Source organism: Brevundimonas sp. DW-iso22, assembly GCF_058725425.1.
Map to the genome: position 1 here is coordinate 95,923 of NZ_JBZXEB010000004.1, position 24,116 is coordinate 120,038.

The following is a 24,116-nucleotide window of genomic DNA, read 5'->3' on the forward strand; positions in this document are numbered from 1 at the left end:
TCGAGTTAGTTGCATCAAGGGTAAGACAAGGCGCTCTAGTAGAGCGGATCATCGTGAATTAGTCGCTCGATTAGTGCCGAGGGCGGCGTGGCTGACGATACCTATGGGTCAAGTGCAGCCTTTGAGCGAAGTTACCGCCTCAATCGTGCAAATACACCACCCGTTTCAACTGCGGATCGCGCGCCACCACCTCCATATGCCGCTCATGCTCGCCTGAGGCCTTGGCGTCCGCCTCGCGTGCCTCGACCCAGTGGGTCTGTTCCATCTCGGCCTGCAGGGCCTTGGCGGCCAGCAGGTGGCCCTGGAAGAAGAAGTCGACCGCGTCGCCCAGGATCGGCACCTCGCCCGTCGCTGTATCGACACCCAGATAGCCGGCCATCTTCAGCAGGGTGATCGGCGACGCCTTGGCCCGGAATGCCTGGGTCAGCAGCCATCCCCCCGCCCCCACCGTGTAGACGGTGCCGACGATAGGGATCCACGTCAGCAGGCCGTCCAGCCCGATGCCGAACGGCCCGATGCCGACCGCCCGGTCCGACAGCTTCTTGATGCCCTCGACATTGGCCCAGATCTTCTCGATATCGCCGATGGTCCGCTTGGCCATTCATTCGTCTCCTGCCGCAAAGCTTCCAACGCCCGATGACGTCACCCGTTCAACCGGACCTGCCCGCACGCCCTCCTTTCGCACGGGGCGGCCTGGCCTGGCGCATTGCCGAAGTCCTGATCGGCCTCAGCCTGTTCGCCCCGCTGACCCTGGCGGTGGCGGCCCTGTCCGGCTCGGGCCACCGCTGGATCGACATCCTGGCCCAGTTCACCGCCCCGGCCCTGACGGCCACGGTCCTGCTGACCGCCCTCGTCGCCGTCGCCCGGCTGTGGCGTGCCACCGCCTTCGGCCTGATCGTCTCCGTCACCCTTCTGGTCGCCGTCTGGCCCCAGTGGCTCCCGGCCCAGCCCCCGGCCCGCCCCGGCGCACCCGAACTGACCCTCTATTCCGCCAACGTCCACTATTTGAACACCGACATCGACCGCATGCGCCGCTCGATCGATCAGGCCGATCCCGACATCATTGTGCTGGTCGAACTCAGCCTCCAGACCGCCGACGGCATCGAGGCCCTGCTGGGCGACTATCCGCACCGCGTCCACGCCACCCTTCCGGCCCAGATGCGCGGGCCGTCGCGCTCCATCATCGCCTCGCGCTTTCCCCTGACACAGGTGCCGACCTTCCCCGACCTGCTGCACGATGTCGCCGCCGTGGCCCAGACCCCTCTGGGGCCAATCAACATCGTCGGTGTCCACCTGACCCGCCCTTGGCCCTATGAGTTCCAGCACGGCCAGGTCATCCAGACCGAGAACCTGGCCGACCTTCGCCGCACGACCACCGGCCCCATGATCGTGGCCGGCGATTTCAACAGCGTCTCATCCGCCCGCATCGGCCGTCAGGTCCGCGACGAGGTCGGCCTGCACCCGGCCCCCGGCATTCTGGGCACCTGGCCCACGGCCCTGCCCCCCGTCTTCGGCATGACCATCGACCAGGTCTACCGCTCGTCCGACCTGACCTTCACCCGTCGCCGCCTGGGTCGCCCCAACGGCTCGGACCACGCCCCGGTCATCACGACCTTCACTTTGGCGCAGTGATCAGCGCCTTCAGCCGCGCCTCATGCCCCTCGGTCGGGAAATCGTCCGCGATCCAGCCGTCCTCGAACGCCTTCAGCACCCGCCCCGTCTCCGGCCCAGGCTCCAGTCCCAGCCGCGCCAGCTCCCGTCCTCCGACAGGCAGCCGCGGCACGGTCCAACCGTCGGCCAGCGCCAGCAACCGCCGCGCCTCCGCCTCGCCATTGCCCTCCCCATCCGCCGCTTCCGCCCAGCGCCGCACCACCGCATCCTTGAACCCCGGCCGCCCCTGCCGATAGATCGCCGCCCGCGCCGCCTGATCCGTCATCTCCAGATCGACCACCGCCCAGGCCCGCGCCGCCGCCGTCAGCCGGTCGCGCACCGCATTGGACAGCCGCAGCAGCACCGCCACCGCCTTCACCACATCCTGATCGGGCGGCAGCAGGGCCATCAGCCGCATCTCGGCGTCCGGCGACCGCTCCACCATCGCCTCGAACGTCGCCAGATCGGTCGCCTCGGGCAGCACCTGCGCCAGCACGCCGGCCTCGCGCATGGCCGCCACCGCCCGGCGCGGGTCCGGCGCGGCCAGCAGCTTCAGCATTTCCTTGGACACCCGCTCGGCCGACAGCCGCGTCATCCCCTCGGCCAGGGCCGCGCAGGCAGCCATCGCTTCGTCATCCGGCTCCCCTCGCCCGTACCAGGCGTAGAAGCGGAAGAATCTCAGGATGCGCAGATAGTCCTCGCGGATGCGCGTCCGGGCCTCACCGACAAAAACGATCCGCCCCTCCGCCGCGTCCGACACCCCATGCCCGGTCGGATCGAACACCTCTCCGGACGCATCGGCATACAGCGCATTCAGCCGGAAATCGCGCCGCGCCGCATCCTCGGCCCAGTCGTCGGTGAAGGCCACGGTCGCATTGCGCCCGTCGGTCGAGACGTCCTGCCTCAGGGTAGTGATCTCATAGGGTTTGCGCCCCGAGACCGCCGTCACCGTCCCGTGCGCCATGCCGGTCGGCACGGCCTTCAGCCCCGCCGCCTCGATCGCCGCCTTGGTTTCCTCGGGTTTCAGCGTCGTGGCGATATCCACATCGTCGATGACTTGCCCCATCAGGGCATTGCGCACGCAGCCACCCACGAACCGCGCACAGCTCGGCCCGCCCGCCGCCTCCAGCGCCGCGATCACCGCCCGCGTCGCCGGATCGTTCAGCCAGTCCTGTCCTGTCAGACGCACGCTCACGCCGCATCCTCCCCATCGGCCACGACGACATCCTCGCCGTACAGCCGCACCCTCAGCGCCCGCACGATGCCTGCCGTCACGCCCCAGATGTAGCGCTCGCCGAACGGCATGGCCCAGTACCACCGCCTCGGACCCGTCTCCGGGTCATAATAGTCCCGACGGTGATTGGCCCCGTCGATCAGGAAATCCCACGGCACCTCGAACACCTCGGCCACCTCGTCCGGCGACGGCCTCGTCTCCGGCGCGCGGTTCAGCCAGCCGATCACCGGCGTGACCAGAAACCCCGTCCCCGTTTCATAGGCATCGCCCAGCCCCAGCACCTCGACCGCGCCGGGGTCCAGCGCCACCTCTTCCCACGCCTCGCGCAGCGCCGCCTGAACCGCCGTCTCGCCGGGGTCCAGCCGTCCGCCCGGAAAGGCGATCTGGCCGGTATGGCTGGCCAGGGTGTCGGACCGCCGCGTCATCAGAACGGTCGCCCCACCGTCATGCGCGATTATGGGGATCAGCACCGCCGCCGCCCGCAGCGTCCGCTCTTCGCGCACGGCATCCGGGTTCAGGTCGAAATCGGACCGCGCGGCCCCGCCCTCGATTGACCAGCTTTCGACCGGCAGCAACCGCGCCTTCAATTCGGCCTTCAGTGCCTCTCTACTCATTCGGCGCTCACGGGACCCAGCACAAAGGCCTGCCCCTGCGCCCGCACGACCCACTGCCCGTCCTCGACCTCGGCCGCCTCGACCAGTTCGTAGAAGACAGACCGCGCGATCCGCGCCCACAGATCGGCCCGCACATGCACACGCGGCGCGGGCTCACCCGTCACCGGATCGGTCTCGACGACGATGGGATGCTCCGCCCCCGCCTCGACCTCGTCGCCGACATCGGTGGTGAAGGTCAGACTATCGGCCCCGATCTCCACCGCCACTGCCCGGAACGGCAGATCCTCGACCGTGATCGACAGCTTCTCTCCCGGCGTGACCAGCACATAGCCATCCGCATCCTTGCGCAGGATGGTCGAGAACAGCCGTACCAGCTCGGGCCGCCCGATGGGCGATCCCTCGTGCATCCACAGGCCATCCCTCTGGATGACGATGTCGATGTCGCCGCAATGCTCGGGGTGCCACAGATGCACCGGCGGGATGCCCCGCCCGGGTGCCTGCTTCGCTGCCGCCGCCACGGCGGCCAGTCCGGTCGGATTGTCGGATGAGGTCGGCATCCTACCGATCTAGGCCCGATCCCCCCGCGCCGAAAGCCCTGCGACCGTATCTGACGTATCCGCATGCCAGTCTGGCGCACAGGCTGATGAAACCGCAGGGAAGGCACCACCACCCGATTGTGCACGATGTGCACTCAAATTTTCACAGTGCACATTTCGGACGGACCGACTGCTTTTGCACTTTTGCACCCTGTTTTTCCGAGTGCAAAGTGCGGATTCAGACTAAGCCGCTTCGTCTAAGAAACGCAGATTATGCACTGTTTTAGATGGGCTTTTCCGGTTTAACTTCACCCGCCGCATCGCCTTCGCCCCACCACAGCAGCCGCCGCCCATCGACCGGGCCGGGCATGACGACACCCTCGGCCTTCCGGAACCCGAACCGTTCGAAGTAGGGCACGTCTCCAACCAGCAATACGCCCGCCGCATCCCCGCTCCCAGCAAAGGCCAGGCAGGCCTGGACCAGCTCGGCCCCCAGCCCTCCCCGCCGGTTGCCAGCCTCGACCGCGATCGGCCCCAGAAAGACCGCTCGCGTATCGCCGATTGTGATCGCCCACAGCCTGACCGAGCCGATGACAGCGCCGTCCTCCCGCGCCACAAAGCCCGCAACCACCGACGCCCGCTCGCGCAGCCGCTCCGCTGTCTTGGCATACCGGCCCGGCCCGAAGGCGGCCAGAACCAGGGCCTCGACCGCCGCGGCGTCTGCAGGTGTCTCGGTCTCGATACGAACAGGGGCTGACGGCGTGTCGAACATGGGCGTGGCGCCTAAAGGCCTGCGCCCCGCAGCGCAATGGCCAATCAGCCGACCTTGCTGAAATCCGGAGCCCGCTTCTGGCTGAAGGCCATGAAGGCCTCCATCGCCTCGGGGCTCTTCATCTGGCTGCCAAAGGCTTCGCCCTCGCGCTGCATCAGGGCCCACAGATGTTCGGCATCCCGCATCAGCCGCTTGGTCTTGCGCAGCGAGTTGGGGGCTCGCGCGGCCAGCCTGCCAGCCAGGTCCAGCGCCGTCGCCTCGACCTGGTCGCTCGCCACCGCCCGGTTGGCCAGGCCCCAGGCCACGGCTGTGCGCCCGTCGACCGGCTCGCCCAGGGCAAAGATCTCGAATGCCCGCTGATGCCCCAGCACCTGCGGCAGCAACAGGCTGGACGCCGCCTCCGGAGCCAGCGCCAGATTGATGAACGGTGCCGACAGCAGCGCATCCTCGGCCACCACCACCATGTCGCAGTGGAGCAGCAGCGTCAGCCCGATCCCCACGGCCCGCCCCCGCACCGCCGCCACCGCGGGCTTGTCCAGATCGGCCAGCGCCTTCAGGAACCGGAACACCGGCATATCCAGCGGCTCACCCGCCTGCGATCCGATCGCGATGAAGTCGGCGATATCGTTGCCTGCCGAGAAGCTGTCACCCTCGGCCCGGAACAGCAAGACCCGCACGGCATCGTCGCTCTGCGCCCTCTGCGTCGCCTCGGCCAGGGCGGAATACATCGCCTGTGTGATGGCATTTTTCTTGTCAGGCCGCGCGAAGGTCACGCTCAGGATGCCGCCGCTCAGGTCGGTACGGATATGGTCGGTCATGGCTCAGGCCTCCTCGATGTGGGTAGCGGTCCACCAGTCCACGCCATCGGCGTCCCGGGTCCGCTCGGCACGACCCTGACGGGCCAGATAGTTCAGATGCGCGATCGCTTCGCCCGTGGCCATGCCCCGAACCCCGTCGCCGATGGGGCGCGCAAACAGGCTGCCGAACACGTCCACCGCCCGCTTGGGCTCTTTCAGCGATCGCTCCAGCCGCTTCAGCGACATCTCATGCCCCCGGATCAGAGCATCCAGCCGCATGTGAACGCCATAGAACGGCTCGCCATGCGACGGCAGGATCAGCGCGCCCTCCGGCAGCACCGTCTTCATCCGCTCCAGCGAGACAAGCCAGTCCCCAAGCGGATCGGCCTCCGGCTCCGTGGGCCACACCGAGACATTGGAGGATATGCGCGGCAGGATCTGATCTCCGCCCAGCACCACATCGTCGCTCTCGCGCCACAGACAGGCATGCTCCGGGCTGTGCCCCTCGCCCACCACCACGCGCCAGTCGTGACCGCCTATGCTGATCCGGTCACCCTCGCTGATCCGCATATAGCCAGCGGGCATCGGCGACACCGCCATACCGAACCGCCCGAACTCGCGCCGGTAGGTCTCGATCTGGGTCTCGTCCCAGCCCGCCGCGCGATAGAAGGTCTCGCCTGCCTTCGGGGCCGTCTTGCCCGTATCCGACACCAGCATCCGCGCAATCACATACTCCAACCGCGTCATCAGAAGGGGCGCATCGAACCGCTCGCACAGCCATCCCGCCAGACCGATGTGATCGGGATGCATGTGGGTACAGATCACCCGCGTCACCGGCCTCCCGCCCAGCGGCCCGCTCAGGATCGCTTCCCACAGCCCCCGCGTCTCCTCGATCGCCAGACCGGTATCGACAACGACCCAGCCTTCGCCATCCTCGATCGCGAAGACATTGATGTGGTTCAGGGCGATCGGCATCGGCAACCGCATCCACAGCACGCCGGGTGCGACCGGGGTTGCCTCTCCCGGGTTTGGCAAAGTGGCAAACGGATAGGTCAGGCCGCGCATATCGCGTGCCTCGTCTTTTCGCTCCGTTACGACGACGCCGTCCGCCAAGTCCGTCTCCTTTGAAGACCCTTGTCTAGGCCTAAACCGAATCGTGCGCCAGACACAGCGCACTTGACCCAGACGCCATTCCGCCTGACGCTGACCACAGTATGGATTTCCATCGGTTCGGAGCTTGACCGTGTCTCATTCTCGTCTGTTCACCGCCATCATATGTGGCCTGACACTGAGCTTAGGTGCCGCTCAGGTAGCCAATGCCCAAAGTCCGGGGGGCGGCTCGCTCCCAGAGGCCGGCGGGCGCGCTGCACCGGGCAACCCTTCCGATCCCATCAATGCGCGTGGGACACGCGACACGTCCGCTACGCGCCTTCGCGGCGCAAGACGTGAACGTGCAGCGCCCGCAGCGCCCACCGCCGAGCAGATCACGGCTGGCGCACAGGCTTTGGCTACCGCCTCAGGCCTGGCCTGCGAAGTCACCCAGGCCACTCTGCTAGGGCAGGATCAGCAGCAGCAACAGATCTATGAGGCAGCCTGCGCGACTGGCCCGGGCTACATCATTGTCGGTTCCACTCCCCCTTTGGCCGTCGACTGCCTGGAGCTCGCCGGTACGGCCGCAACGGCAAGAGCTCGTAACCCGGAGGCCAACGTCGGCCAGCAATGTGCCCTGCCAGCCAATGACAATGGCCTCGCCGTCATCGGCGGCTGGGCCCGCGAAGCGGGCGTGACCTGCACCGTCGATCAGGCCTTGGCGATCGGCAAGAGCATGAGCGGTTCCATGATCTACGAAGTCGGCTGCGCCAACGCGGACGGATATTGGCTGGAAAAGACATCCACAGGCTGGGATCTGCAGGAATGCATTCAGGTTCAGGCTTCCGAGGGGGCCTGCAACTTCACAACACCGGCAGAACAGGCCGCCGGCTTCCGAACCAAGCTGGCGGGGACAGACGCCGCTGCCTGTGATGTCCAGACCGTTCGGCTGATGGGACGTAATGCCAACGGGCAGTTCTACGAAGCCAAATGCGGCGCAGGTGACGGTTACATCGCTCGCGTCAACAATGAGGGTGTCACGCAGCAGGTCTACCCCTGCGCCACAGCTCAGAACATCGGCGGCGGCTGCCGGCTGACCACGACCGCAGCGGCCGCGGCACCGACCGAGTAGTACATCCCGCTTCCCGTTTCCTCACGCCCTCCGGAGTCCGCTCCGGAGGGCGTTTTCACATCCGGCTTCACAGAACGCCCCGACGCGACGTAATCAGGGCGGATGCGCATCGCCACCTGGAACGTCAACTCCGTCAACGCCCGGCTCCCGACCGTGCTGGCCTGGCTCGAGGCCGCCGCGCCAGACGTGGTCTGCATGCAGGAAATCAAATGCCAGGATGAGAAATTCCCGCGCGAGGCCTTTGAGTCGCTTGGCTACAACGTCGAGGTCCACGGGCAGAAGAGCTACAATGGCGTCGCACTGCTCTCGAAACACCCGGTCTCGGACGTCCGCCGCGGCCTGCCTGGCACCGACACCTCCGGTGTCGAGTCCGACTTCGAGCAGGCCCGGTATATCGAGGCCCTGGTCGAGACCCCGCGCCCTGTCCGCGTCGGCGGCCTGTATCTGCCCAACGGCAATCCGGTCGGCACTGAAAAATTCGCCTACAAGCTGTCGTGGTTGGACCGTCTCCACACTCACGCCCGCGATCTGTTGGCTCAGGAAGAAGCCTTCGTTCTGTGCGGTGACTACAATGTCATACCCACGCCGCAGGACGCCAAGACGCCGGACGCCTGGCTGGGCGATGCCCTCTACCAACCCCAGAGCAAGGCTGCCTTTCGCGCACTGAAACACCTCGGACTGTCCGAAGCCGGCGAACTGGGCCAGCAGCCGCCCGGCACCTTTACTTTCTGGGACTATCAGGCCGGGGCCTGGCAGCGCGACAACGGCATCCGCATCGACTTCCACCTGCTCTCGCCCCAGGCCGCAGACCGGTTCCGGGGGATTGAGACCCACCGTGACGCCCGCGACATGGACAAGCCCAGCGACCACGTCCCCGTGGTCGTCGATCTGGAGGACTGAGCATGGCCGAGGCCCTGCGCCTGGTGCTTCTGGTGGCGCTGGCGGCAGCGGCACTGACCACCGGTGCCCTCGTCCTGGCCTGGTGGATGGAGCCTCTGCGCCGCATGAAGCGGGCGCTGTTCAAATCACTGGCGGCATCGCCCGAGGCCGAGGCCTATTCTCCCGCAGAAGGCCGCGCCGCTGGCCTGGATTTTGACGAGGCGCAGGTCAGCGTCCTGTGGAATCGCGGCGGCTCGGGCCTGGTCTACGACTTCCACGAAATCGAGGGCGGTGAGATCATCGTCGACGGGCACGTCGTGGCCCGCGTGCGACGCGGCGAGACCCGCAAGTCCCTCGACATCCTGGCACCCGATGCTGAACAGGTCACCCTGCGCCTGCTGTTCGACGACCCTCGCCACCCGGAGTTCGAGCTGGCCCTGTGGGACGCGACCCTGCCGGTCCAGACCAGCTCACCGGGCGAGGCCCTGCGCCTGGGCCGGCGCTGGCTGTCACATCTGGAAGCCCTGCTGAAGGGCTAGCCCACACGCGACGCCAACACCTTGCGCAACTGCCGCCCCACCGCCAGTGGCCGCCCATCCTGGGCCCAGGCGGTAGCATCTTCGACCGTCCAGCCTGCGTGGCTGTCGCGCGAGACGAACTCGAAATAGGTCCAGCCGTCCGGGGCCGCATCCTCGGGCACCGGGCCAAAGAAGTCATAGCGCAGGTCGGCCGTGGCCGAGACGGCGGGCGGCGGGGGCAGCATGGTCCAGTAGACCGGAAAGGTCGCATCCAGCAGAAAGGCCAGCCGCGCCTCGTCCAGAGGCTGGCCGTCCACGGTCCGCATCCACACACCCATCCGGTCGGTCGTATTCTTACCGAACAGCTGGATGCCGCCGACGAACCGATGCTCCACATGACGCAGGAAATGCGGTGCGAACCCGTCGCCCATCGGCGTCAGAGGTTGGTCCTCCAGCGGTGGCGGCACGATGGCGGCGGCACGCACCTCCGGCCCGTCGCCCGCACTGCCAAAGGTCACCTGGGCGCTCATCGCCAGCCGATCCCCCTGCCCGGCCCGCACGGAGGTATAGACCGCGGAACGCCCACCCCTCAGCTTCTCGCTTGTCAGGGTTAGCGGTTCAAACCGGGCCCCGACCAGGAACTGGACCGATACGCTCCGCAGCGGCTGGGTGATCTCCAGCGCCTGACGTGGAGCCTTCACCGCCAGGGCGCTCATCAGCCCGCCGAACGGCGCGCCCTTCTCGCCCGGCCAACTCTGCGGCGCGTTGGAGAAACCGGTGGTCAGATCGGCCGTCAGACCCCCCGCGCCGTTGGCGGTCAAGGTCAGGGCCTGATCCAGAGTCTGCTCGGTCATGGGTCGCTTCAAAAAAACGGGCGGTCGACGCGAGGTCTTCCGCCCGGAGGTCGAGGGGATCAGGACGCGTCGCGCAGGTGGTGCGATATGTCCATAGCCAAAAGCAACTTACCTCGTCCGTTCCGAATGACAACCCTCTTGCAAATCCCCTGACGCAGGGTCACTTTCGTCCGTATGGGACGCACCGCCGATTATTCACGCCAGAGCTGTTCGATCGCCGCGACACTGGAGGTCATCGGCGATCCCTGGACCCTGCTGGTCATCCGCGACGCCTTCAACGGCATCAGCCGCTTCGAACAGTGGCAGGACCGCTTGGGCGTCGCACGCAATGTACTGGCCGCGCGGCTGAAATCGCTGGTCCAGCACGGCGTGCTGGAGCCGCGGCTTTACTCCGAGCGTCCGCCCCGTAACGAATATGTCCTCACCGCCAAGGGCAAGGATCTGTACGGCGTCCTGGTCACCCTGCACGGTTGGGGAAACAAGCATGTGTACGGCAACACCGACGCCGGCTTTGCCATGATCCACAAGACCTGCGGCCACGACCTGACCCCGCGCATCGCCTGTGGCCACTGCAACGAAATCGTCAAGCCGCGCGATCTTCTGCTGACCCGCACCGCCGACTGTCCGACCGTCGGAGACCTGCTTCCGCGTCAGCCCACGAGTGAGAACGCAGGCTAGCCCGGCTTGCCTGCCCGGGCCCGATGGCCCATCTCGCCCCCATCATCGCCCCTGCGGCGCACCAGCCATGGATACTGTCCTGATGTCCGATCCCGTCGTCATCGTCTCGTTCGCCCGCACGCCCATGGGCGGTTTCCAGGGAGCCTTCGCCACCACCAAGGCGACCGACCTGGGGGCGGCGGCGGTTAAGGCGGCCGTCGAACGTGCCGGTGTCGCGCCTGAAAAGATCGAGCAGATCTACATGGGCTGCGTCCTGCCCGCCGGTCTTGGGCAAGCCCCCGCACGCCAGGCCGCCCTCGGCGCGGGCTTGGGCCAGCATGTCGAGGCGACCACGGTCAACAAGATGTGCGGCTCGGGCCTGCAGGCCGTCATGATGGCCTCCGACAGCCTGATGGCGGGCAGCGCCGACGTCATCGTGGCCGGCGGCATGGAGTCGATGACCGGCGCGCCCTACCTGATGAACAAGCACCGCGGTGGTGCCCGCATCGGCCACGACGTCATCGTCGACAGCATGATGATGGACGGGCTGGAGGACGCCTATTCCCCAGGCAAGCCGATGGGCTCCTTCGCCGAGGACACGGCCAAAACCTATCAGTTCACGCGCGAAGCCCAGGATGCCTATGCGGTCGAAAGTCTGACCCGCGCCCGCGCCGCCATCGCCTCGGGAGCCTTCAAGGCCGAGATCACCCCGGTGGACGTCACCACCCGCAAGGGTACCCAGACCATCAGCGAGGACGAACAACCCGGCAAGGCCATGCCCGAGAAGATCCCCGGCCTGAAGCCCGCCTTTGCCAAGGACGGCACCATCACCGCCGCCTCCTCTGCCTCGATCTCCGACGGTGCCGCGGCCCTGGTCATGACGCGCGAGAGCGTGGCCAAGGCGCTGGGCCTGCCTATAGTCGCGCGCATCATCAGCCATTCGGCCCATGCGCACGAGCCCGGCCTGTTCACCACCGCCCCCGTCCCGGCCATCCAGAAGGCGCTGAAGAAGGCGGGCTGGTCGGTCGAGGATGTCGATCTGTGGGAGGTCAACGAGGCCTTCGCCGTCGTCCCCATGATCGCCATGCAGGAACTGGGCATCGACCACGCCAGGCTGAACGTTAACGGCGGCGCGACCGCCCTCGGGCACCCCATCGGCGCGTCGGGCGCGCGCGTTCTGGCCACCCTGCTGGGTGCGCTTCAGGCGCGCGGCGGCAAGCGCGGCGTGGCATCGCTGTGCATCGGTGGCGGCGAAGCCGTGGCCCTGGCCGTCGAAATGGCCTGACGCTCGCGCGGCGCGTCACGCGCCATCAACCGCGCCAGCGCCGGGCCTCCGGTGGTCAGGACGATCATCTGCGACTCCCGCAGTTGCGAACCATTAGCAGGTTTGCGCAGAAGGCTGGGTCGTGGCAAGCCCTCATTGTGAAGCGGGAGATCACGCATGCGTGTCGATGGAAAACTGGATTACCTCGAACTCCCCGCCGACAGCACCGGCACGATCAAGGCCTTCTACGGCGCGGCCTTCGGCTGGACGTTCCAGGATTATGGCCCGACCTATGCGGCCTTCAGCGAAGGTCTGGACGGCGGGTTCGATGCCGATGAGGCCGCGCTGAAAGCGCCCCTGCCCGTCCTCTATGCCACAGATCTGGAGGCGGCCCTGGCCCGCGTGACAGCGGCGGGTGGAACTATCGTCAAGCCGATCTTCGACTTCCCCGGCGGACAGCGCTTTCACTTCCGCGATCCGGCCGGCAATGAACTGGCTATCTGGTCCGAGCCGAAGGCGACGTGACCACGGCGACCATCGCCAAATCCTGTGGCGACTGCGGCCTGTGCTGCAAGCTGATGGGCGTCACGGCCCTGTCCAAACCCGCAGGAAAATGGTGCCGCCATTTCGGCAAGACCAGCGGCTGCGCCATCTATGCTGACCGCCCGGATGATTGCCGCGTCTTCAACTGCCTGTGGCTGCTGACCGATGCGCTCGACGAAACGTGGAAACCCTCCGTCGCGGGCTTCGTCCTGCACAGCGAGCAGGGCGGTGCGCGCCTGATCGTCGAGTCCGACCCCGCTCGCCCGCATGACTGGCGGCGCGAGCCCTATCAGTCGGCTCTGCGTCGCTGGGCCGAGGCTCCGGGACAGGAGGTGCTGGTGTTCGCCGGGCTGCGCGGTGTCAGGCTGGGCTCGACGGACTCCCCCGTCAGGCGGTCTGCGGCCTAGCGCACATCCACCGTCTGGCCGATCCGCTCGGCCAAGGCCTGATCGGCTCCCTCCAGCGACATGATCCAGACATGGATTTCCTTTGGCGCGGTCTCGCGCTGGAACAGATGCTCCATGGCGTGGCGCGTGCCGCCCTGGTTGGCCACGACCGTGGCGCGGCCCCCGACTTCGGCCATCTCGCCGGAATAGATGGGAAACTGCGACGATGGCCCGGCATAGATCATGGCGAAGGATTTATCGCCCCGCTTGACCGTGTAGATCTTGAAGTTCGGACCGGGCCGCCCCGTCTCGATCCGGAAACCGGGCGGCAATTCGATGGAGAACGGCAGGGCGGCGATGGCCGCCGCATCCAGCACCGTCGCGGCCGGAGCCGGAGCCGGAGCCGGAGCAGGCGCGCTCGTCTCTGCCGTCGCCGATGCGGCTGGAGGTACGGCTGCCGATGAAGGCGTCGCAGCGGGCGGCCGGGCAGCGGTCGATGCCGCGGCGGGAGCCGGTGTCACGATCGGCGGCGGAGGCGGCGCCCCCTCGGCCCTCGGGGCGGCCGTCACGGTCGGTGTCGATGCGGCAGGCGAGCGACTGGGTACGGAGCCGAGCGCGCCGGGACGGACCGTGGTCGAGGGCTGGGCTTGAGCCGGGGCACCGTTCAGGCTTCCCGTGATATCTGGCGATCCCGCTGGCCGTGCCGTGGCGGGTGCTGGTGTCTGCGTCGCGGTCTGAGCATGGACCAGGGCCGGAGAGGCGGCGAGGATGAGGGCCGCGAAAGCGATACTTTTCATCCTGCCAATGTCGCCCTTCAGCCCGCGAACGGCAAGGCCCTCAGCGCATAGGCGACGATGGCTGTCACCCCGGCGGCCACGACCGACAGGGCGACGAACCAGGCCAGCCGCTTCCACAGGGGACCGGGCGGCTCGTCAGGTGTGGGCGGGGGGACGGGATCAATGATGATAGCCGGCATCCTCGTCGATCTTGCCCCGGAACACCCAATAGACCCAGGCAGTATAGGCCAGGATGGCGGGCAGGATCGCCACCACCCCCACCAGCATCAGACCCAGAGCATTGTCCGGCGCCGCAGCCAGGCGGAAATCGACGGCGTAGGGCACAATGTAGGGGGTGAAGCTGGCAGCCAGCCCCAGATAGCCCGACAAAAACACCAAAATCGCACCGACGAAGGGCAGCACGTGCGACGACCGCTGCACCGAGCCAACCAGCAGGATCAGTCCGGCCAGACCCAGCAGGGGCACAGGCAGGAGTGGCCCCAGCACGCCCCAGTCGACCCCGAACCCCTGCGTCAGGTCGAAGCCCCAGCGCAAGGCGATGCGTGGATGCACGAACAGTGTGGCGACACTGACCGCGGCCAGCAGCCCTGCCGTGCACGCCGCGCTGATCAACGACCAGCGCTTGGCATCACCATGCAGATTGTCCTTGGTCTTCAGCATCAGCCAGGTCGCGCCCAGCAGGGCATAGCCCGCCACGATCCCGGCGGAAACCAGCAGCGTATAGGGCGTGAACCAATCGAACGGCCCACCCGCAAACTGTTGGTCGGCCACCGTCACGCCCTGGATGAAGCCACCCAAAATCAGCCCTTGTGCCGCAGCGGTCAGTATCGACCCGCCCGCGAACATCTGGGTCCAGAATTTGCGACCGCGCTTGCGGGCCCTAAAGCGGAACTCGAACGCCACGCCGCGCAGGATCAAGCCCGCCAGCATCAGCAGCACAGGCAGATACAGCGCCGGCATCAGGACGGAATAGGCCAACGGGAACGCCGCCAGCAGCCCCCCGCCCCCCAGCACCAGCCAGGTCTCGTTCCCATCCCAGACGGGCGCGATGGTGTTCATCATCACGTCGCGCTCGCCCGGCGACTTGGCGAACGGAAACAGGATGCCGACACCCAGATCGAACCCGTCCAGCATGACGTACAGCAGCACGGCGGTGGCGATCACCCCGGCCCAGATCAGTGGCAGGTCCATCAGCTTTCGTCTCCGGGAATGCCACCCTCGGCATCGGCGGGTGCCTTGGCCAGGGCCGAGCCGGGCGCGCGGTCCTGACGCGGATCGGGTTCGGCCAGCGCCGCCTTGGGTCCCTCGGCCATCAGCCGCAGGATGAACAGAGCCCCCGCAGTGAACACCAGCGCATAGACCAGAACATAGACCGTCAGACTGGTCGCCACCTCGGCCGCCGTGACGGGCGACACGGCGTCACGCGTCTTCAGCACGCCATAGACGACCCAAGGCTGGCGTCCGACCTCCGTGACCATCCAGCCGGCCAGCACCGCAATGAAGCCGCTCGGCCCCATGGCCACGCAGAACTTCAGGAACCACCGGCTCTCGAACAGCCGCTTCCGCCAGATCAGCACGGCCCCGACGCCACCCAGGGCAATCATCAGAAGACCCAGCCCCACCATGATGCGGAAGCCGAAGAAGGGAATGAAGGGCGGCGGCTGATCCTCACGCGGCCAGGCATCCAGACCCTGGATGACCTCATCCTTCGGCAGGTTCTGGATCATGTTGCCGATTCCCGGGATCGACACTTCGAAATGGTTCTTCTGCGCCTCGCGGTTGGGGATACCGAACAGATGCAGGGGCTGGTTGGCCCGGGTTTCCCAATAACCCTCAATGGCGGCGGTCTTGGACGGCTGGTATTTATGGGCCACCTCGCCTGACCAGTGCCCGACGACCAGTTGCAGCGGCGCAGCTACGGCGACCAGGCCAATGGCCATGACCAGGGCGATCCGGCTCTCCGTCCAGGCCTTGCTGCCCCGCTTCTCTTTCAGCACCCGCCATGCCGACGCTCCGCCCACGACCAGTGCGGTGGTCATGAAGGCCGCCAGCAGCATATGCACCAGCCGGGACGGGAAGCTGGGGTTGAACACAACCTGCCAGAAGTCCGTGGCCTGGAACCGGCCGTCGGCCATGATCTCGAAGCCCTGCGGCGTCTGCATCCAGCTGTTGGCCGACAGGATCCAGAAGGCCGAAATGGTCGTCCCGATCGCTACCAGCACGGTGGCTGTGAAGTGAAGTTTTGGCCCGACCTTCTTCCAGCCGAACAGCATGACCCCCAGGAACGACGCCTCCAGGAAGAAGGCCGTCAGCACCTCGAATGCCAGCAGCGGCCCGATCACCCCGCCCGTCAGGCGGATGAACTCCGACCAGTTGGTGCCGAACTGGTAGCTCAGCACCACACCCGACACGACGCCCATGCCGAAGCTGAGGGCGAAGATCTTCACCCAGAACAGATACAGGGTCTTGAAGGCATCCCGCTTGGTCCAGAGCCATAGCCCCTCAAGCACCGCCAGAAAGGCGGCCAGCCCGATCGTGAAGGCCGGGAACAGGATGTGAAATGCGATGGTGAAGGCAAACTGCATCCGCGACAGCAGAAGCGCGTCGAATTCCACGGTGATCGCCTTTTCAAATAACCCTACGACAATTGCGGCTTTATACCCGACGAACCGCAGAGTCCATGAGCTTACGGTCGCGCGGCGGAAGGTCGCAAAGCTTGGCTGTTGATAATCAGGCGGCGGGCAGTTCGATCCAGAAGGTCGCACCTTCGCCCGGCGTAGAGATCACGCCAATACTGCCCCCCTGCAGCTCCACGAGGCGCTTGGCCAGAGCCAGGCCGATGCCATGGCCCTCGATGGTGGATCGTTCCAGTCCCAATCGATTGAAAGGCTCGAACAGTTGCGCCTGTTTCTCGAGCGACAGGCCGGGCCCCTGATCGCTCACCTCAACCCGCACGGCATCATGGACCCGGCAGGCGCGGAAAGTGACGAGGCCGCCGCTGGACCCATATTTCACGGCATTGCTGGCAAGGTTGGTGATGATCTGGTTCAGACGCTGAGAGTCGGCCAGCGCAACCAGCCCGTCGCCCTCGGTGACCACCTCCAGCCTGAGCTCTGTCGCTTCGGGCCGCAGGGCTGTCGCGCGACGTACATCTTCAAGAACACCCGGCACATCTGTGGGCCGCAACTCGACACGGACATCCCCGGATTCGGCACGCGCGACATCCAGCAGGTCGTGCGCCAAGGTTTCTACCTGACGTGCCGTCTTCACGACCATGGCAGCCATTTCGGTCTGGGTGTCGTTGATCGGCCCCAGTTGCCCGCCCTGCCAGAGCTCACCGATGCCGATGATGCCACCGACAGGACTCTTGATCTCATGCGCCACATTAGCCAGCAGGCGCGACTTGGCCGCAGAGGCCTTCTCGGCCCGAACCTGACCCAGTTTGGCGCGATCCGACAACCGGTCACGCTCTTCCAGCAGAGCCGCCACAAGCATGATCGGTAAATAGCCCAACAACACCAGCAACTGCGCCATCAAGGCCTGGTCAGCTCGGCTGAAATCGCCTGCGAAAGGCCCGTGGCCCTTCATGCTGCCGCCGACCGCCAGAATGGTGATGATCAGAAGGGCAGCCGTCACGCCAAGCATACGCAGGCGCACCGCAATCAGCAGCAGGATCGGCAAAATCAGGAACGACAACTGCACATTCAGGTGGACGAAGACAATCCAGCTTCCCACCGTCAAGAGCGCCATCAGCACAGCCGCTTCGAGCGCAGCAGCCGGAGCCCGCAGACGCAGAATTTCGCGCTTCGTAAGCGACAGTCCGAAGCTGCCTATAATGGCAATGCTCAAGGCGTGCCCGAACCACCAGGTCTGGGCACTTTGAATCGGATTTGTGCCATCCAGAAAATACAATGCAGTACTGGACAGCAAGGCAGCCGGAATGGGCGCAACCAAGGCTGCCCCCAGCAGGAACCGGGTCGCGCCTTCCACAGTGGCCAGGTTCAGGGTCGGTGCGAAACGCCGCGCGATCCACACCGCCATTCCGACGTCCAGCATATTGGCTGCCGTGAACATGGCCGTGTGAGCAGTGTCGTTGCCAATAAGGAAATTTCCCGCCGCCATGCCCATGGCGATCAGGCCCGCGAAACTAAGGTCGTACATCCGGCCTGTGGACGTTCGCAGCCACACAACCACGGCCAGTCCCGCCGCTCCCCAAAGCGGAGCAACCAGACCGACGGAACGCGCAAAACTGATCGAGATGACCACCATCACCGTCACGGCGATGGCGGTGAATACCGGAGCCATGGTCTGGCGACGCCGTCTCAGACTGGCCGCCTCACGCGCCAGCTTTGCCGCTGCGACCTGATCTGCCGCAGCGACGGGTGCGCTGTCGGATGGGGCGAGCGCGCGGCTCATGGGCATGGGACGGTTCCGATGGACGCAATAAGGACCAGCCTTAGCGGTCGTCCCCTAACATCCCCTGAAGGATCAGTTCGCCGATGCAAGCACCTGATTGAACTCGCGCACTGCCAGTGCCGGACCGCCAGGATGATCCCAGACCGCACTGCTGACAGCGACGAAATCTGCACCCGCCTTGGCCAGGTCTGCTGCGTTCTGGGGTGTAACTCCCCCAATCGCGACGCATGGCACTTCGACCGTTTCCTGCCAGATAGTCAGGATTTCCGGGTCAGGACGGTGGGTCGTCGCCTTGGTCGTCGAGGGACGGAAGGCTCCGAACGCCACATAGTCTGCGCCAGCTTCGGCTGCATCCATCGCCAGTTCGCGGCTGTCGTGGCATGTGACGCCGATCATGGCTTCCGTGCCCATGATCCGCCTGGCCTCGGCCAACGGCATATCCGACTGCCCCAGATGCACGCCGTCACAGCCCGACCGCTTCGCCAGATCCGGCCTGTCGTTCAGAATGACCGCGACGCCACGCCGCTGGGCCACCGGCAGTATCGCCTCAACCGCAGCCAAAACTCCGGGGTCGTCCGCCGCCTTCAACCTGACCTGCAGGGCGGCAACATCGCCAGCGTCCAGGGCGTTCGCCAGGGTCAAAACAAACGCTTCCAGGTCCGGGATCGCTGAAGGCGTTATCAGATACAGCCGACAGGGCGGGCGGGCGGGGATCAAAGGTTGTTTGGCCATACAGGGCAGTTGCGATGCGACGATGTCCGCGTCAACCCGCCCCGCTGCGAACGCCTTGCATTCGCCTTAACGTGCCTGCTATAGCGAACCATTCGCATCACCAGCCGGGTTTCGCCTGTCGTGTACGTCTGCAACTGCAATGGTCTTCGCAAACGTGATGTGGCCCTGGCCATCGAGGCTGGTGCCTGCCGTCCACGCGACATCTTCACGCGCAACCAATGTCAGGCCCAATGCGCCAAATGCGTCTGCGAAATGCGTCAGATGATTCAGGAAACGCAGCAGGCGTTCGCCATGGCCGCCGAATAGCCAACGGCAACGGCTTTGCGCGGAAAAATCATTCGCAATATCAATGTGCTGATAAGTAATCGCAAAAGATCACAGGCCTTTTTCCTGTGATACAACTGTCTGGCTAGGACGGGATGCGTCCGGGGCCGTCGGCTCCACACCCGCCCATCGAAAGAGACAAGGCCATGAAGGGCGATCCCGCGATCATCCGCACGCTCAATGCAGTGCTGACCAACGAACTCACTGCCGTGAACCAGTATTTCCTGCATGCCCGCATGTTCGAAAGCTGGGGCCTGAAACACCTTGGCCAGATCATTTACGACGAGTCGATCGGCGAGATGAAACATGCCGACATGCTCATCAAGCGCATCCTCTTTCTGGATGGCCTGCCCAATCTTCAGGATTTGCACAAACTGAAGATCGGCGAGGAAGCGGTCGAATGTCTGGGGGCCGACCTTCAGCTTGAAATCGACAGCCGCGCGACGACCGCCGCCGCCGTGGCCCAGTGCGAGGCCGCCGGTGACTTTGTCAGCCGCGACCTGCTGATGCGGATTCTGAATGACACCGAAGAGCACATCGACTTCCTGGAAAACCAGCACCACCTGATCCGCCAGCTGGGCGTGCAGAACTATCTGCAATCCGCGATGACCGAGATCAGCCCGGACAAGTCCGCCACCGGCAACTGATCGGCGGAACCGCAACGCCGCCTAGCCCATTGTTCGGTCAGCAACAGAAGGGCTGACCATGACGGACATTGCAGAATTCGTGGACGACGCACGCGACGCGGCGCTGGATTTCGTCAATGGCGACGAGCGCGACGTGGGCCATGTCGTCCTGGGGGTCGTGGTGACGGCCGGATTCGCCCTGGCCGCGACTTTCCTGGCCAACAAGGCGTTGCAACCGCGACTTTCGGCCTCGGACATCCGCCGCGGGGCCCGGCCCGTGACGGAGCGTCCGCGGGGAGCCATGAGCATGATCGTGCCGGCGGTCTTCTCGGCGACCAGCCTGTCGGCCGTCCGCGTCTGGAACGGGCCGAAGAGCCAACGCCGCACCGGCACCCTGGCCCTGTGGGCCGCAACCCAGGTGGTCAATGCGATCTGGCTGGCGGCGCGCCCGGCGGGCCGAGGCTTCCAGATCGCTGCGGCCATGGCCTCGGCGGGCATGGCTGCGGCCTTTGCCCATGAGGCCCGCAAGCTGGATGAGGGGGCGGGAAAGATGGCCTCTCCGATCGGCGGCGCGACCCGCCTGATGAACAAGGTCGAGGACAAGCTTTCGGACGACCATCGCACCGTCCACTGACGGACAGCGCCTTGCCGTAAGCCCCGGCTTCCTTTACGGACTGCGCCCGCTCGTGCGCGCCACAAGGGCTGCGCCAAAACCTTTTCGAGACACCGATGAAGATCAACGGCAACACCATCAAGCCCGGCATGGTTCTGCAGGTCAACGGCGGCCTGTGGGTCGTGACCAAGGCCAGCCACGTCAAGCCCGGCAAGGGCGGGGCCTTCGCCAACGTCGAGGCCAAGAACCTGGAAACCGGCAACAAGCTGAACGAACGCTTCCGGTCGGAAGACAAGGTCGAGCGGGTGACGCTGGAGCAGAAGGACTTCTCCTACCTGTTCGACAATGGCGACAGCCTGGTCTTCATGGACGACACCACCTACGAGCAGGTCGAACTGCAGAAGGACTGGGTCGGCGAAGATCGCATCGCCTATCTGCAAGAGGGCATGAAGGTCATCATCGAGACGCATGAAGACCGCCCCATCGGCTTGTCCCTGCCCGACCAGGTTACCCTGGAAGTGGTCGAGACCGAGCCGACGGTGAAGGGCCAGACGGCGTCGTCATCGTACAAGCCGGCGATAGCCAACAACGGCGTCCGCATCATGATTCCGCCCTATATGGGCGTGGGCGAAAAGATCGTCGTCGATACCTCGACCGGCGAATACGTCCGCCGCGCGGACTGATTACACTCAACACTCGGCCCCATCCGGAGCCGTTGAACTTCTCCGCATCTCCGGGCTGGCGCCTTTTCAGGACATGCGGACCAGGAGATTTGCGACCATGGCCCTCGCCTCAGCCCTCGTTTCCGTGATGATCGACGCCGTTCGCAAGACGGCGCGCCCGATGCTGCGCGACTTCGGCGAGGTCGCCCAGTTGCAGGTCTCGCGCAAGGGTCCCGGCGATTTCGTCACGGCTGCCGACATCCGGGCCGAGGACACCCTGTATGAGCTGCTGATGAAGGCCCGCCCCGGCTACGGCTTCCTGGGCGAGGAGCGGGGCATGATGGAGGGGACCGACAAGTCCCATATGTGGATCGTCGACCCGATCGACGGCACCACCAACTTCATGCACGCCATGCCCCACTTCGCCATCACGGTGGGGCTGCAACGCACCGCACCGGACGGCACGTCCGAGATCGTGGCGGGCGTGACCTACAACCCGGTGATGAACGAGCTGTTCTGGGCCGAAAAGGGCAAGGGCTGCTATCTGAATGACCAACGCATCCGCGTGGCGGGCCGCAAGGACCTGTCCGAAAGCCTGATCGCCACCGGCCTGCCCTTCATCGGCAAGACCGGCCACGCCCAGTCGATCAAGGACATCCACGCCGTGGGCCAGCGCGTTGCGGGCATCCGCCGTCTGGGCTCTGCCGCCCTGGACTTCGCCTGGGTCGCCGCAGGCCGATACGACGCCTATTACGAGCGCAACCTGAAGCCCTGGGACGTGGCGGCCGGCATCCTGTTCGTCACCGAGGCCGGCGGCATCGTCACCACCATCGACGGCGAAGGCCGGCCGGAGACGGGGGCCCAGATCCTGGCCGCCAACTCCGACCTGCATCCGCAGTTGCAGAAGGTGCTGCGGGGCTAGGTTCGAGGGGACGCAAAGAATCGGGCTCGACAACCACGCTCGGGCTTTGCGTGCCCCCTATTCGTGAACACTCTGCGGCCGGACTTCAAGTCGCTGTGCGATCGAGAGGATCAGCTTCTGATCTTCGATAGACAACGCAGGCAAGATCCTATTGGTCTCGACAGAATATCGCGTGGGCATGGCCGGCATGGAGACAGGCTCCTGGCGGTTCGGCTCTCGGAAAAAATATGAGACATCGACATCCAGGAAGCTGGACGCCTCCCAAAGCTTAGAAGCCGATATCCGGTTGGCCCCCTTTTCGTACTTCTGGATCTGCTGGAATGTCAGGTTGAGTGCCTTCCCGAGGTCTGCCTGGCTGTAGCCCAACTCCAACCGTCGCCGCGCCACCCGCTGTCCGACAGACTTGTCGATGGGGTGGGGTTCTTCTGTCGTCGGCTTTGCCATGAGTGTTCTTGCGCTGTCAGGTTTCAGGCGTCGTCGCCTAAGGTCGTTGCCGGAGGGATGAGGCGACACCAATCTCGCGCGGACGGATCACGCCGGTGGTCAGTAGTCTTGAAACCAGATGCCTGGTGCTGACGCTGGCACGGCCATGAAAATCCAGCCAGCGTGCAACAAGTTCAGGATTGGCCAGTGCCATGTCCCGCCCTCCGGGTACTTTCACGACAGCACCGCCCTGCTCCAGGATCGCGACGTGTCGCCTGACCGTCTCTTCCGGTAGTCGTAACAAGCGGGCGAGGGCGGCAACGGAGACGGGTCCGGTGTGCGGCTTGCACGGTGCCAGGCCACCTCCATTCGGAGGCATAAACGGAAACAGGCGCAGTGCGCTGCCCGTAAGATGTGCCACGCCCAACTGGACGAACCGGGTCATGACACTGTTCGTGCTGTTGAGGTCCGTCGCATAATCAATCCCGCGCAGGATGTGGGCATTGACCAGTCGGATAGCCTCCCCGCCCTTCTCCCATTGCGGAGATGCCAACACGTAGTCTTGCGTGAGACCGCAGGCTTCGATCGCCGCCAGCCCTTCGATAAAATCCGAAATGCCGTGAAGAAACGCTGTCAGCGTCGTCACCAAAGGTTCCGCCAGAATGGCCGAAGAGTTAAGGACATAGCCATCCTCGCGTCGCTCCAGAATGCCCTGCTTCTGTAATGCCGCCAGCTTCACGCGAGCGGTCTCATCCGGGATGCCCAGAGACTGTGCCATGCTTGTGGCGTTAACGGCGCGCCGCAGGTCGTCCGGCAGGCCGCCAGGCTCCATCAGGCGGCCTGAGTCGCGCGGATAGTGGTCCGAGGGCTGGACGTTGGCACCCAGAACACCCCCTAACAGAAGCGCGGAAACCAGATCGTCGTTCACCGCTGCACGCGCCGCGTCGGTGAAGCTGAGCGTCAGACGAACATTCAGCCATGTAATCTGGGCGGCTTGAATCCTTGCCAGCATCAGTAGTCAACCAAACCCTGCATCTCGCAAGAATGCTTCAGCGCAATTGCGCTGGCGGTCCATTGTTACACCCCCAGATTTGGGGGAATCAGGCACCAGCACAGATGCAGTCACATCTGTCATCGAGGTCTGCTGTTTCCGACGCGGAGCCGAGCGCAGCTAGAGATCGAGGGGCAGCACGAACATCTCAGAATACTGGCCTGGTCCAGACGGCGTGGCGAACACCATGTAATCGCTCCCCAGATCGTGCTTGGCTCGGCGGACGAGAGCACTGAAAGCTTCGATCTCGCCGTCCCGGGCCGTGAAGGCGAAGCCTTGTCCGTCGGCAACGATGTTGCAGCAGGTAGCGTCACGGATCAGTGTGGCTAGCACAGGCATCCTACCCTCCCGGCTGACCGCACTAACGTCGTCCGCGCGTTGGGTGAAGAAATTTGCCCCCCGATTTGGGGGATTGGCCGCCTGACATTCTCCGGCAGCGATTCCACTTTCACCCAGAGCCATGACACGCTCGCCTCATGTGCAACCTCTATCGGATACGGTCAGGCCGCGGGCCATTCTGGACCAGCGAGCCGGTGAAAGCCGTCCGCCCCAAGGCCCTGCCGGACGGGGCGCTTGTGGCGATGGACGCCATCGAAGTCGGTCGGGAATGAAGAGGCCAAGCATC

At 65.4% G+C, this 24,116-nt stretch carries 32 protein-coding genes; 15 read left to right on the forward strand and 17 right to left on the reverse strand.

Translation table 11 applies throughout. From position 1 onward, the window contains the following. Positions 1-139: 139 nt before the first annotated feature. Complete coding sequence (locus tag AC4PRM_RS06665) at positions 140-601, reverse strand: DUF4112 domain-containing protein (protein ID WP_492039254.1); 462 nt, start codon at positions 599-601, stop codon at positions 140-142. Between the two features lie 35 nt (positions 602-636). On the opposite strand from AC4PRM_RS06665, the gene AC4PRM_RS06670 reads away from it, so the two are divergent. Then, entirely contained in the window at positions 637-1,632 is a 996-nt protein-coding gene (locus tag AC4PRM_RS06670; RefSeq protein WP_492039255.1) for an endonuclease/exonuclease/phosphatase family protein, read from the forward strand. On the opposite strand, the gene AC4PRM_RS06675 is transcribed toward AC4PRM_RS06670, so the two are convergent. From AC4PRM_RS06675 to AC4PRM_RS06700, 6 genes are all read right to left on the reverse strand, one after another. Beyond that, positions 1,616-2,845: a CCA tRNA nucleotidyltransferase gene (locus tag AC4PRM_RS06675; RefSeq protein ID WP_492039256.1), complete on the reverse strand. Its 1,230-nt coding sequence runs from the start codon at positions 2,843-2,845 to the stop codon at positions 1,616-1,618. The genes AC4PRM_RS06670 and AC4PRM_RS06675 overlap by 17 nt on opposite strands. Then, the gene (locus AC4PRM_RS06680; RefSeq protein ID WP_492039257.1) at positions 2,842-3,498 is read right to left on the reverse strand and encodes a CoA pyrophosphatase; all 657 of its coding nucleotides are present in this window, start codon (positions 3,496-3,498) and stop codon (positions 2,842-2,844) included. The genes AC4PRM_RS06675 and AC4PRM_RS06680 overlap by 4 nt, the downstream gene beginning before the upstream one ends. Continuing rightward, positions 3,495-4,055, reverse strand: coding sequence for a DUF1285 domain-containing protein (locus tag AC4PRM_RS06685; protein WP_492039258.1), 561 nt, complete (start codon positions 4,053-4,055; stop codon positions 3,495-3,497). The genes AC4PRM_RS06680 and AC4PRM_RS06685 overlap by 4 nt, the downstream gene beginning before the upstream one ends. 262 nt (positions 4,056-4,317) lie before the next feature. Continuing rightward, on the reverse strand, positions 4,318-4,806 hold the full coding sequence (locus AC4PRM_RS06690; RefSeq protein WP_492039259.1) for a GNAT family N-acetyltransferase: 489 nt from the start codon (positions 4,804-4,806) through the stop codon (positions 4,318-4,320). 44 nt (positions 4,807-4,850) lie between these two features. Further along, on the reverse strand, positions 4,851-5,624 hold the full coding sequence (locus AC4PRM_RS06695; protein ID WP_492039260.1) for an enoyl-CoA hydratase: 774 nt from the start codon (positions 5,622-5,624) through the stop codon (positions 4,851-4,853). Positions 5,625-5,627: 3 nt separating this feature from the next. Next, positions 5,628-6,716, reverse strand: coding sequence for an MBL fold metallo-hydrolase (locus AC4PRM_RS06700; protein ID WP_492039261.1), 1,089 nt, complete (start codon positions 6,714-6,716; stop codon positions 5,628-5,630). A gap of 391 nt (positions 6,717-7,107) precedes the next feature. Between AC4PRM_RS06700 and AC4PRM_RS06705 the strand changes: the two genes are divergently transcribed. The 3 genes from AC4PRM_RS06705 (at position 7,108) to AC4PRM_RS06715 (ending at position 9,242) form a co-directional block, all read left to right on the forward strand. Beyond that, positions 7,108-7,824: a hypothetical protein gene (locus AC4PRM_RS06705; RefSeq protein WP_492039262.1), complete on the forward strand. Its 717-nt coding sequence runs from the start codon at positions 7,108-7,110 to the stop codon at positions 7,822-7,824. Between the two features lie 102 nt (positions 7,825-7,926). Next, a complete protein-coding gene (gene xth / locus AC4PRM_RS06710; RefSeq protein WP_492039263.1) occupies positions 7,927-8,724 on the forward strand; it encodes an exodeoxyribonuclease III in 798 nt (265 codons plus the stop codon). 2 nt (positions 8,725-8,726) lie between these two features. Beyond that, on the forward strand, positions 8,727-9,242 hold the full coding sequence (locus AC4PRM_RS06715; RefSeq protein ID WP_492039264.1) for a hypothetical protein: 516 nt from the start codon (positions 8,727-8,729) through the stop codon (positions 9,240-9,242). Here AC4PRM_RS06715 and AC4PRM_RS06720 read toward each other — a convergent pair. Next, positions 9,239-10,075, reverse strand: coding sequence for an acyl-CoA thioesterase (locus AC4PRM_RS06720; protein WP_492039265.1), 837 nt, complete (start codon positions 10,073-10,075; stop codon positions 9,239-9,241). The genes AC4PRM_RS06715 and AC4PRM_RS06720 overlap by 4 nt on opposite strands. 174 nt (positions 10,076-10,249) lie before the next feature. Here AC4PRM_RS06720 and AC4PRM_RS06725 point away from each other — a divergent pair, with 174 nt between their 5' ends. The 4 genes from AC4PRM_RS06725 (at position 10,250) to AC4PRM_RS06740 (ending at position 12,946) form a co-directional block, all read left to right on the forward strand. Beyond that, positions 10,250-10,753, forward strand: a complete 504-nt coding sequence (locus AC4PRM_RS06725) for a winged helix-turn-helix transcriptional regulator (protein WP_492039266.1) — start codon at positions 10,250-10,252, stop codon at positions 10,751-10,753. An 82-nt stretch (positions 10,754-10,835) separates the two neighbouring features. Continuing rightward, on the forward strand, positions 10,836-12,017 hold the full coding sequence (locus tag AC4PRM_RS06730) for a thiolase family protein (RefSeq protein ID WP_492039537.1): 1,182 nt from the start codon (positions 10,836-10,838) through the stop codon (positions 12,015-12,017). 156 nt (positions 12,018-12,173) lie between these two features. Next, positions 12,174-12,521, forward strand: a complete 348-nt coding sequence (locus AC4PRM_RS06735; RefSeq protein WP_492039267.1) for a VOC family protein — start codon at positions 12,174-12,176, stop codon at positions 12,519-12,521. Next, positions 12,518-12,946: a YkgJ family cysteine cluster protein gene (locus AC4PRM_RS06740; protein ID WP_492039268.1), complete on the forward strand. Its 429-nt coding sequence runs from the start codon at positions 12,518-12,520 to the stop codon at positions 12,944-12,946. Before AC4PRM_RS06735 ends, AC4PRM_RS06740 begins: the two co-directional genes overlap by 4 nt. On the opposite strand, the gene AC4PRM_RS06745 is transcribed toward AC4PRM_RS06740, so the two are convergent. Continuing rightward, on the reverse strand, positions 12,943-13,302 hold the full coding sequence (locus AC4PRM_RS06745; protein WP_487922685.1) for a hypothetical protein: 360 nt from the start codon (positions 13,300-13,302) through the stop codon (positions 12,943-12,945). The genes AC4PRM_RS06740 and AC4PRM_RS06745 overlap by 4 nt on opposite strands. On the opposite strand from AC4PRM_RS06745, the gene AC4PRM_RS06750 reads away from it, so the two are divergent. Next, positions 13,283-13,576 carry a hypothetical protein gene (locus tag AC4PRM_RS06750; protein WP_487922684.1) on the forward strand — a complete coding sequence of 98 codons (294 nt, stop codon included), beginning with the start codon at positions 13,283-13,285 and terminating at the stop codon, positions 13,574-13,576. The genes AC4PRM_RS06745 and AC4PRM_RS06750 overlap by 20 nt on opposite strands. A 163-nt stretch (positions 13,577-13,739) precedes the next feature. On the opposite strand, the gene AC4PRM_RS06755 is transcribed toward AC4PRM_RS06750, so the two are convergent. The 5 genes from AC4PRM_RS06755 to thiE form a co-directional block, all read right to left on the reverse strand. Next, positions 13,740-13,901 (reverse strand): hypothetical protein, encoded by a 162-nt coding sequence (locus AC4PRM_RS06755; protein ID WP_373257784.1) that lies wholly within the window; start codon positions 13,899-13,901, stop codon positions 13,740-13,742. After that, on the reverse strand, positions 13,882-14,913 hold the full coding sequence (gene cydB / locus AC4PRM_RS06760) for a cytochrome d ubiquinol oxidase subunit II (protein WP_492039269.1): 1,032 nt from the start codon (positions 14,911-14,913) through the stop codon (positions 13,882-13,884). The genes AC4PRM_RS06755 and cydB overlap by 20 nt, the downstream gene beginning before the upstream one ends. Next, positions 14,913-16,337: a cytochrome ubiquinol oxidase subunit I gene (locus AC4PRM_RS06765; protein WP_492039270.1), complete on the reverse strand. Its 1,425-nt coding sequence runs from the start codon at positions 16,335-16,337 to the stop codon at positions 14,913-14,915. The genes cydB and AC4PRM_RS06765 overlap by 1 nt, the downstream gene beginning before the upstream one ends. A 115-nt stretch (positions 16,338-16,452) precedes the next feature. Continuing rightward, positions 16,453-18,138, reverse strand: coding sequence for a sensor histidine kinase (locus tag AC4PRM_RS06770; RefSeq protein WP_492039271.1), 1,686 nt, complete (start codon positions 18,136-18,138; stop codon positions 16,453-16,455). Between the two features lie 72 nt (positions 18,139-18,210). Beyond that, entirely contained in the window at positions 18,211-18,870 is a 660-nt protein-coding gene (thiE, locus tag AC4PRM_RS06775; RefSeq protein ID WP_492039272.1) for a thiamine phosphate synthase, read from the reverse strand. 120 nt (positions 18,871-18,990) lie between these two features. Between thiE and AC4PRM_RS06780 the strand changes: the two genes are divergently transcribed. The 5 genes from AC4PRM_RS06780 to AC4PRM_RS06800 all read left to right on the forward strand — a co-directional run bounded on the left by AC4PRM_RS06780 (position 18,991) and on the right by AC4PRM_RS06800 (position 22,017). Next, positions 18,991-19,176, forward strand: coding sequence for a (2Fe-2S)-binding protein (locus AC4PRM_RS06780; protein WP_449495573.1), 186 nt, complete (start codon positions 18,991-18,993; stop codon positions 19,174-19,176). Between the two features lie 164 nt (positions 19,177-19,340). Beyond that, complete coding sequence (gene bfr / locus AC4PRM_RS06785; protein WP_373257790.1) at positions 19,341-19,841, forward strand: bacterioferritin; 501 nt, start codon at positions 19,341-19,343, stop codon at positions 19,839-19,841. A 58-nt stretch (positions 19,842-19,899) separates the two neighbouring features. Continuing rightward, entirely contained in the window at positions 19,900-20,454 is a 555-nt protein-coding gene (locus AC4PRM_RS06790; protein ID WP_487922678.1) for a tryptophan-rich sensory protein, read from the forward strand. Positions 20,455-20,549: 95 nt separating this feature from the next. Then, a complete protein-coding gene (gene efp, locus AC4PRM_RS06795) occupies positions 20,550-21,116 on the forward strand; it encodes an elongation factor P (RefSeq protein ID WP_373257792.1) in 567 nt (188 codons plus the stop codon). A gap of 97 nt (positions 21,117-21,213) precedes the next feature. Then, positions 21,214-22,017, forward strand: a complete 804-nt coding sequence (locus tag AC4PRM_RS06800; protein ID WP_492039273.1) for an inositol monophosphatase family protein — start codon at positions 21,214-21,216, stop codon at positions 22,015-22,017. A 57-nt stretch (positions 22,018-22,074) separates the two neighbouring features. Here the strand turns inward: AC4PRM_RS06800 and AC4PRM_RS06805 are convergent, their stop codons facing one another. From AC4PRM_RS06805 to AC4PRM_RS06815, 3 genes are all read right to left on the reverse strand, one after another. Continuing rightward, on the reverse strand, positions 22,075-22,461 hold the full coding sequence (locus AC4PRM_RS06805) for a helix-turn-helix domain-containing protein (protein WP_492039274.1): 387 nt from the start codon (positions 22,459-22,461) through the stop codon (positions 22,075-22,077). A gap of 37 nt (positions 22,462-22,498) precedes the next feature. Continuing rightward, complete coding sequence (locus tag AC4PRM_RS06810) at positions 22,499-23,452, reverse strand: winged helix-turn-helix domain-containing protein (RefSeq protein WP_373257796.1); 954 nt, start codon at positions 23,450-23,452, stop codon at positions 22,499-22,501. A gap of 159 nt (positions 23,453-23,611) precedes the next feature. Next, positions 23,612-23,830 (reverse strand): hypothetical protein, encoded by a 219-nt coding sequence (locus AC4PRM_RS06815; RefSeq protein WP_373257798.1) that lies wholly within the window; start codon positions 23,828-23,830, stop codon positions 23,612-23,614. Positions 23,831-23,967: 137 nt separating this feature from the next. Between AC4PRM_RS06815 and AC4PRM_RS06820 the strand changes: the two genes are divergently transcribed. Continuing rightward, positions 23,968-24,102 carry a hypothetical protein gene (locus AC4PRM_RS06820; RefSeq protein ID WP_492039275.1) on the forward strand — a complete coding sequence of 45 codons (135 nt, stop codon included), beginning with the start codon at positions 23,968-23,970 and terminating at the stop codon, positions 24,100-24,102. Positions 24,103-24,116 lie beyond the last annotated feature (14 nt).

Coding starts and splice junctions, on each gene's coding strand:
- AC4PRM_RS06665 (WP_492039254.1), bottom strand. CDS start 601: ATGGCCAAGCGGACCATCGGCGATATCGAGAAGATCTGGGCCAATGTC.
- AC4PRM_RS06670 (WP_492039255.1), top strand. CDS start 637: ATGACGTCACCCGTTCAACCGGACCTGCCCGCACGCCCTCCTTTCGCA.
- AC4PRM_RS06680 (WP_492039257.1), bottom strand. CDS start 3,498: ATGAGTAGAGAGGCACTGAAGGCCGAATTGAAGGCGCGGTTGCTGCCG.
- AC4PRM_RS06685 (WP_492039258.1), bottom strand. CDS start 4,055: ATGCCGACCTCATCCGACAATCCGACCGGACTGGCCGCCGTGGCGGCG.
- AC4PRM_RS06690 (WP_492039259.1), bottom strand. CDS start 4,806: ATGTTCGACACGCCGTCAGCCCCTGTTCGTATCGAGACCGAGACACCT.
- AC4PRM_RS06695 (WP_492039260.1), bottom strand. CDS start 5,624: ATGACCGACCATATCCGTACCGACCTGAGCGGCGGCATCCTGAGCGTG.
- xth (WP_492039263.1), top strand. CDS start 7,927: ATGCGCATCGCCACCTGGAACGTCAACTCCGTCAACGCCCGGCTCCCG.
- AC4PRM_RS06715 (WP_492039264.1), top strand. CDS start 8,727: ATGGCCGAGGCCCTGCGCCTGGTGCTTCTGGTGGCGCTGGCGGCAGCG.
- AC4PRM_RS06720 (WP_492039265.1), bottom strand. CDS start 10,075: ATGACCGAGCAGACTCTGGATCAGGCCCTGACCTTGACCGCCAACGGC.
- AC4PRM_RS06725 (WP_492039266.1), top strand. CDS start 10,250: ATGGGACGCACCGCCGATTATTCACGCCAGAGCTGTTCGATCGCCGCG.
- AC4PRM_RS06730 (WP_492039537.1), top strand. CDS start 10,836: ATGTCCGATCCCGTCGTCATCGTCTCGTTCGCCCGCACGCCCATGGGC.
- AC4PRM_RS06735 (WP_492039267.1), top strand. CDS start 12,174: ATGCGTGTCGATGGAAAACTGGATTACCTCGAACTCCCCGCCGACAGC.
- AC4PRM_RS06750 (WP_487922684.1), top strand. CDS start 13,283: ATGGCCGCCGCATCCAGCACCGTCGCGGCCGGAGCCGGAGCCGGAGCC.
- AC4PRM_RS06755 (WP_373257784.1), bottom strand. CDS start 13,901: ATGCCGGCTATCATCATTGATCCCGTCCCCCCGCCCACACCTGACGAG.
- cydB (WP_492039269.1), bottom strand. CDS start 14,913: ATGGACCTGCCACTGATCTGGGCCGGGGTGATCGCCACCGCCGTGCTG.
- AC4PRM_RS06770 (WP_492039271.1), bottom strand. CDS start 18,138: ATGAGCCGCGCGCTCGCCCCATCCGACAGCGCACCCGTCGCTGCGGCA.
- thiE (WP_492039272.1), bottom strand. CDS start 18,870: ATGGCCAAACAACCTTTGATCCCCGCCCGCCCGCCCTGTCGGCTGTAT.
- bfr (WP_373257790.1), top strand. CDS start 19,341: ATGAAGGGCGATCCCGCGATCATCCGCACGCTCAATGCAGTGCTGACC.
- AC4PRM_RS06790 (WP_487922678.1), top strand. CDS start 19,900: ATGACGGACATTGCAGAATTCGTGGACGACGCACGCGACGCGGCGCTG.
- efp (WP_373257792.1), top strand. CDS start 20,550: ATGAAGATCAACGGCAACACCATCAAGCCCGGCATGGTTCTGCAGGTC.
- AC4PRM_RS06800 (WP_492039273.1), top strand. CDS start 21,214: ATGGCCCTCGCCTCAGCCCTCGTTTCCGTGATGATCGACGCCGTTCGC.
- AC4PRM_RS06805 (WP_492039274.1), bottom strand. CDS start 22,461: ATGGCAAAGCCGACGACAGAAGAACCCCACCCCATCGACAAGTCTGTC.
- AC4PRM_RS06810 (WP_373257796.1), bottom strand. CDS start 23,452: ATGCTGGCAAGGATTCAAGCCGCCCAGATTACATGGCTGAATGTTCGT.
- AC4PRM_RS06815 (WP_373257798.1), bottom strand. CDS start 23,830: ATGCCTGTGCTAGCCACACTGATCCGTGACGCTACCTGCTGCAACATC.
- AC4PRM_RS06820 (WP_492039275.1), top strand. CDS start 23,968: ATGTGCAACCTCTATCGGATACGGTCAGGCCGCGGGCCATTCTGGACC.